At 70.8% G+C, this 6627-nt stretch carries 7 protein-coding genes; 1 reads left to right on the top strand and 6 read right to left on the bottom strand.

Annotated features, from left to right (window positions below; translation table 11 throughout):
• Positions 1-194: 194 nt before the first annotated feature.
• Complete coding sequence (locus ACWEPL_RS55535) at positions 195-1298, top strand: AI-2E family transporter (RefSeq protein ID WP_452441351.1); 1104 nt, start codon at positions 195-197, stop codon at positions 1296-1298.
• On the opposite strand, the gene ACWEPL_RS55530 is transcribed toward ACWEPL_RS55535, so the two are convergent.
• From ACWEPL_RS55530 to ACWEPL_RS55505, 6 genes are read right to left on the bottom strand one after another with little or no spacing between them, the layout of a single operon-like run.
• Positions 1284-2204, bottom strand: coding sequence for a DUF6597 domain-containing transcriptional factor (locus ACWEPL_RS55530; RefSeq protein ID WP_452441349.1), 921 nt, complete (start codon positions 2202-2204; stop codon positions 1284-1286). The two genes, ACWEPL_RS55535 and ACWEPL_RS55530, sit on opposite strands and share 15 nt — an antisense overlap.
• A 19-nt stretch (positions 2205-2223) precedes the next feature.
• Positions 2224-3087 (bottom strand): hypothetical protein, encoded by an 864-nt coding sequence (locus ACWEPL_RS55525; protein WP_452441348.1) that lies wholly within the window; start codon positions 3085-3087, stop codon positions 2224-2226.
• Between the two features lie 54 nt (positions 3088-3141).
• Positions 3142-4338: an ABC transporter permease gene (locus tag ACWEPL_RS55520; RefSeq protein WP_452441347.1), complete on the bottom strand. Its 1197-nt coding sequence runs from the start codon at positions 4336-4338 to the stop codon at positions 3142-3144.
• Positions 4335-4997 carry an ABC transporter ATP-binding protein gene (locus tag ACWEPL_RS55515; RefSeq protein WP_397375770.1) on the bottom strand — a complete coding sequence of 221 codons (663 nt, stop codon included), beginning with the start codon at positions 4995-4997 and terminating at the stop codon, positions 4335-4337. Before ACWEPL_RS55515 ends, ACWEPL_RS55520 begins: the two co-directional genes overlap by 4 nt.
• Entirely contained in the window at positions 4997-6088 is a 1092-nt protein-coding gene (locus ACWEPL_RS55510) for a peptidoglycan-binding protein (RefSeq protein WP_452441346.1), read from the bottom strand. The genes ACWEPL_RS55515 and ACWEPL_RS55510 overlap by 1 nt, the downstream gene beginning before the upstream one ends.
• Positions 6085-6621, bottom strand: a complete 537-nt coding sequence (locus ACWEPL_RS55505; protein ID WP_452441344.1) for a hypothetical protein — start codon at positions 6619-6621, stop codon at positions 6085-6087. The genes ACWEPL_RS55510 and ACWEPL_RS55505 overlap by 4 nt, the downstream gene beginning before the upstream one ends.
• Between the last annotated feature and the right edge of the window lie 6 nt (positions 6622-6627).

Here is a 6627-nt window from a genome sequence, read left to right as displayed (position 1 = left end):
CCGTTCAAGTCCCTGTCAAATTGACCCGACTTGCTCGACCTGCTGGAATTAAGACCCGCCCCGCTTCCGGGACAACCCCTCTAACTTACCAGCCCCCAGAACCAGACGCGCACGTCTCGCACCGAAGTGGAAAGGAGGTTGCCCCCGAGTGAGATCGACGATCAAGCGCCGCCCTCTCGGGACTGGTGAACTCTATGTACGCCTCCGGGAACCGTCAAATCGACGGTACGCACGCCTACCAGGGGTACGTACCGGGCGTGCAAGAGCAAGCGGCGCCAAGGGCGCTCATCATCCTGGTGGGCATAGCGGCCGCCGTCATCGTCCTCTACGGAATCCGTGAGGTCGCGTCGATTGCCGGCCCCATCGTGCTGGCGCTGGTGCTCGTCATCGCCGTCTCCCCCGTGCGGCGCAGGCTCGCCGCCTGGCACGCGCCCACCTGGCTCCAGGTCGCGGTGCCGTTCCTCATCGTCGTGCTCGTGCTTCTCGGCATGGTCGGCATCCTGGTCATCTCGGCCACCCAGCTCGCCTCGCTGCTGCCCTCGTACACCGCCCAGTTCCAGCAACTGCTCTCCGACGCCCAGCACTGGGCCACCACGCACGGCGTCAGCAACGACGTGCTCAACAAAGGACTGGCGGCATTCGACCCCGGCAAGATCGTGGAATTCGCGCAGGCTCTGCTGGGCAGTGTGATCGCCATTCTGTCGTCGATGTTTCTCATTGTCGTGTTGTTGCTGGCGATGTGTCTCGACGCTCCGGTGACGGCGAAAATACTCACCTCCGGCACGGGCAACGGGGCCCGGCTCGTCCCCGCGCTGGCCACGTTCGCGCACAAAACTCGGCGCTACCTGATCGTCTCGACCGTCTTCGGGATCATTTACGCGGTGCTCGACGTGATCGCCCTGACGCTGCTGGACGTACCGCTCCCGCTGCTCTGGGGTGTGCTGGCGCTCATCGCCAACTACATCCCCAACATCGGCTTCATCATCGGCCTGCTGCCGCCCGCCATGCTCGCGCTGCTGGACGGCGGCGTGCAGAAAATGTTGCTCGTCGTCGCCGCGTACACCGTGACCAATGTCGTCACGCAGTCGTTCATTCTCCCCAAGTTCCTGGGGGACGCCGTGGGGCTGTCGACGACGATGACATTTCTTTCGCTGATCGTGTGGACTTTCGTGTTGGGCCCGCTGGGCGCCATTCTCGCCATTCCGCTCAGCCTGCTGGCGCGGGCGCTGTTCATCGACAGCGACCCGACCGCCGGATGGGTGCAGGCGCTGGTGTCGGGCAAGCTACCCCGCGGGTGAGACCAGGTGGCGCATGGACACCCCGCTCAGCCGCTTGACGTCGTGTGACAGGTGCGCCTGGTCGGCGTAGCCCGCCGTGACCGCCACCTCCGCCAGAGGGACGCCCGCGCGGGCCAGGGTCAGCGCGCGCTGGAACCGGACGATGCGCTGCAGGATCTTGGGCGCGTAGCCGAACGTGACCAGGCTGCGGCGGTGCAGCTGGCGCTCGCTGAACCCCAGGTCCCACGCCACCTCGCCGACCGAGCGGCCCATCCTGAGCGCGCCGGCGATGGCGGCGCCCGCGGGATCGGCGGGGACCTCGCGGGCCAGGCGCTCCCTGACCGCCGCGAGCATCGCGTCGAGCCGCCCGGTAGGCGCGACATCCACGGAGTGCAGAGACGGGAGGTCGGCGAGCCGAATGGGCTGATCCCGGAGGGACGGGGGGTCAGACACCGAGACACGCTGATCGCGGAGAGAGGAGAAAGCGAACACCCCGACGGGCTGATCGTGCAGGGAGGTGAGCTCGGCGAGCCCGTCAGGCTGATCACGGAGAGATGGAAGGTCGGACACCCGGACGGGCTGGTCGCGCAGGGACGGGAGCTCGGAGACCCGGACGGGCTGATCACGCAGGGACGGGAGCTCGGACACCCGGACGCGCTGGTCGCGCAGCTCCTGGAGCGGGACGCCGAAGAAGTCGCCCACCGCCCCCGGCCTGAAGCGGATGCCGACGAAGGTGTCGCCGGAGGCCATCGGGGTCGGCATGGGCCCGGTGTCCGGACCGGCCACGAACAGCCCCTCAGGCCCCCAGATCAGGTCGACGCAGGCGTCGGGCACCACGAGCTGCGTGGCGTCGGCCTCGCTGACCTGATGCCACACGCAGGCGAGACGGCCCGCGAGGTCGGCGGTCGGAGGCCGTTCCACATACATGCCTCCAACGTACTCCGCCTCACTGACAGAACCCCGGCAGCCTCCCGTACGCCCGCAGCGTCCTGAGCCGGTGCACGGTGAGGTAGCCGCCCCACTCGTGCTCCACCAGCGGCGTCCACATCAGCCAGTTCCCGCTCCAGCCCCCGTCGTCGGACTGCGCGCGGAGCAGGGCGTCGAGGTGGGCGTCCAGGACGTCCTCCGTGAACATCGGGAGCCGCAGCGGCGACGGCGCGAAATCCAGGGGGAAGTGAGCGTCACCGGGCGCGTCGGGATCGAACGAGACGTTCGCGAGCAGCGCGTCACGGAGCCGCGCGAACTCCGCCTCCGCACGAGGGCGGTCCGGCACCAGGTCCAGGAACGTCACGACGGCGCGGGCCTCGTACGGGCTGATCTCGGTGAGGGCGGCGATCCGCGACCAGCAGAAGCCGGTCGCGGCGGCGAGCCAGGGATGCGTGCTGCCGTGCTTGTGCAGCAGCCCCGCGATCGACGCGGTGGGGACGAGGTTCCCCGGCGGGTCGTCGGGGGTCTCCCACCACGGCGCGCGGGGCGTGTCGCGGACGGACGGCAGCACGAACGGCACGCCGCCGTCCGGCGTGCCGACCCCGGCCAGGTAGTCGCACGCGGCGGCCACCATCGGCGAGTCGAACGCGTCCAGCTCGTCCAGGATCCAGAACGCCACCTCGACCGGCTCCGGCTGGCTGCCCGCGCCGCGCAGGTCGGGCTCGAGCGCGTGGCCGAAGCCTCCGTCGGTGTTCTGGTAGCAGCGCAGCACGTCGAGCACCCGTTCGCGGGGGCCGTCCCGGAACAGCGCCGCGAACCGCAACCTGTCGAGCAGGCGGCCGTGGAGCTGCAGATATGTCTCAGCACGGTCGATCACGTCCATGACGGCGAAGCTACTCCTTCCCCTGTGCCGTTCTCTTGTCGAAATCGGACATGCTCACGGAGTGGCCAGCGCCTCCGTCGGCGACATCCGCGCGGCCCGTACGGCCGGGTAGAAGCCCGCGATGCCGCCGATGATCAGCGTGGCGAAGACGCCGCCGAGCATCGCCCAGACCGGGACGATCGCGGGCCAGCTCTGCAGGCTCGCGTACGCCGCCGTGACGCCGATGCCGAGCAGCACGCCACCCACGCCGCCGATGGCCGACAGCAGCAGCGACTCGGCGAGGAACTGCACCCGGACCTGGCCGCGCGTGGCCCCGAGGGAGCGGCGCAGGCCGATCTCGGCGCGCCGCTCCAGCACCGAGATGACCATCGTGTTGGCCACGCCCACGCCGCCGACCAGTAGGGCGACGCCGCCGAGGCCGAGCAGGAGCGCGTTCAGCGTGGCGTCGGTGGCCTGTTTGGCGGCCAGGACGTCGGACGGCCTCGACACCTCGACCTCGTTGGGCGTCTCCGGGTTCGCGGTGGCGGCCAGGACGTCGCGGACGGCGGCGACGTACTGCTCCTGGGCCCTGGTGTAGATCGTGGTCGCGTACCCGTCGAAGCCGAGGCGCTTCTCCGCGACCGGCCAGCCGACCAGGGCGGCCGTGTCGAGCTCGGGGGCCAGGGGCGCGGGCGCGAGCACGCCCACGACGGTGAACCACTGCCCGCCCAGCCACACCCGCTGGTCGGGACCGGCCTGGACGACGCCGAGCCGGTCGGCCGCCTTGGCGCCGAGCACGGTGGCCGGGTAGCGGTGGGTGGCCTCGTTCAGCCAGGCGCCGCTGACGACGGTGGCGCCGACGTCCCCGATGAGGTCGAGGCGGGCGGCGGTGACGGAGACGCTGCCGGTCTGGGCCTCGGGGATGTGGTCGTTGCGGTAGACCTTGGCCTGCGTGGTGCCGGTGGCGGTGACCGCGGTGACGGGGTCGATCTGGCCGATCATGCCCTCCGACTCGGCGGGCAGGTGGGACGCCTCGCCGAACAGGGTCTGGCCGGGCGAGACGGTGAGCAGGTTCGTGCCGAGCGCTTCGAGCTGCCGGTTGAGGTCCTCCTGGCTGGAGGCGGAGATGCCGACGACGCCGAGCATGGCCGCGATGCCGATGGCGATGCCGAGCGCCGACAGGAACACCCGCAGCGGCCTGGCCCGCAGGCCCGCCCCGCCGACCCTGATCACGTCGCGCGGCCGCATCCGGGCCGCAACCAGAAGAGTCATACCCGGGCTCCTTCCACGACCAGGCCGTCCAGCATCTCGACCTGCCGGGGCAGCGAGGACGCGATGTCGCGGTCGTGGGTGATGACGACCACGGTGGTGCCGCCCGCGTTCAGCTCGCGCAGCAGCTCCATCACGCCCGCTCCCGAGCGGGAGTCGAGGTTGCCGGTGGGCTCGTCGGCCAGCAGCAGCCGCGGCTCGCCGACCACGGCGCGGGCGATGGCCACGCGCTGGCGCTCGCCGCCGGACAGCTCGTGCGGGCGGTGGCCGAGCCGGTGCCCGAGGCCGACGCGTTCGAGCGCCTCGTACGCCCGTAGCCGCCGCTCCCGCAGGGACGGACCCGCGTACAGGAGGCCGTCGGCCACGTTGTCCAGCGCGCTGACCCCGGCGGCCAGGTGGAACTGCTGGAAGACGAAGCCGATGACGTTCGCGCGCAGCGCGGAGAGCTGCTTGTCGGTGAGCGAGCCCACGTCGTGCCCCGCGATGCGGACCAGGCCGCCGGACGGGCGGTCGAGGGTGCCGATCATGTTGAGCATGGTCGACTTGCCCGAGCCGGACGGGCCGACGATGCCGACGAGCTCGCCGTGCTCAATGCCCAGGGAGACTCCACGGAGCGCGGCCACGTCGCCGTAGTCCTTGCTCACGTCGTGCAGTTCGACGATCACTTGGGCACCGCCACGGTCGTGCCCTCCTGGACGCCGGTGACCTCGACCCGGCCGTCGGCGAACATGCCGGTCTCGACCGCGGCGTAGCGGGTGGCCGGGCCCTCGACGACCTGTACGCCGTAGCCGCCCTCGGCCAGGGCGAACAGCGCGCCGACGGGCACGGCCAGGACGTCCTTGCGCTGGTCGGAGACGATCGTGACGTCCACGGGGGCGGCGTCGTACGACTTCTTCAGCCCGCTCACCGAAACCTTGACCTCCACGGTGGTGGTCGTGTCGTTGCCGCTGCCGGTCTCGGTGGCGACCTTGCCCACGCGGGTGATCCTGCCGTTCACCTCGGTGCCGTCGGGCAGCTCGACGGTGGCCTTCATGCCCTTCCTGACCAGGTGCTCGTCGGCAACGTCGAGGTTGACGAGCACCTGGCGGGTGGTGCCGGTGGCAGTCAGCACGGGACCGCCCGCGCTGTCGCCGAGCGCCTTCTTCAGGTCGGCGACCCGGATGGGGCCGTCGGCGACCACGACGTCCCCCGGCTGGATCTTGCCGGTGACGTCGAGCCCGAGGTCGTCCTGCCAGTCCTCGACCGCCTCCCTGGTGGCCCAGGTGAACTCGCCGTCCACGTCGAATCCGGTGTAGCCGAGCTTCTCGAGGTTGCGTTCGAGCAGTTCGACGTCCTTGCCCTCGACCCCGTCCTCCAGCGTGCGGTAGAGGGGCATGGTGCCGTACAGGAGGGGGCGGCGGTCGGCGTCCACGCTGTAGACGGCGTGGCCCCGGGTGATCGTGGTGCCCTCACCGGGGAGCCAGGTGATCGTGCCCTGGGACTTGGCGGTGACGGTCAGGGGGTCGCCGTAGCCGAGGGTGCCGTCCACGGTCTTCGTCTCGGTGAGGGTCGTGCGGGTCACCTTGGCGGTGGCCGGGGGTGTACGGGTGGCGGCGGCCGTACCGGTGCCGTCTCCGCCGAAGCCCACGGCGGCGGCCGCGACGGCGGCGGCGAGCAGCGCGGCGCCGCCCGTCCAGGCCAGTGCCCGCAGGGGGCGGCGACGGCGGGGCGGTAAGGCGCGGGCGGCCGTCGAGGGCTCCTTGACCTGCGTCACTTCCGCTCCCCCAGCTTCGGGAACTTCTTGCCACAGATCTCGAAGGCCTTCTTGAACGTGGGGTCGTTCCGGTCCAGCTTCAGCGCGGTGCCGCTGGAAAAGCTGCCGTCGGGGTTGGGGTCGGGCCAGTCCACGCCGTTCTCGCGCATGCACCTGGCCAGCTCGCGGAGCTTGTCGACCTGCTCCGGGTCGAGGTTCTTGCGGTCTTTGAAGGGGGCGTAGGCCTGGCAGGCCGCGACGGCGTCCATGACCTTCTTCTTGTCGGCGTTCTCGCCGATCGCCTGGAGGCCGCCGCCCCCGTTCGGGTCCGGGTCCTCCATGGGGATCCCGTGGTCGCGCATGCACTGCGCGAACTTCCTGCCCTGCTCCTGCGGGTCCGTCGTGCCGGTCGGGCTCGCGCTCGCGGAGGGCTTTGCGGAGGAGCCCACGGCCACGGAGGCGACTCCCGTGTCACCCTGCCGGCTGCCGCAGCCGACGGCGAACGCGGCCAGCAACCCGATCAGCAGCGGGGGCGCGATGAGTGTCTTCGTCATGCCTCC

The sequence above is a fragment of the Nonomuraea sp. NPDC004186 genome (assembly GCF_053603495.1).
Note: the sequence above shows the minus strand (reverse complement) of the source record. Positions and strands in the feature narration are given on the sequence as shown.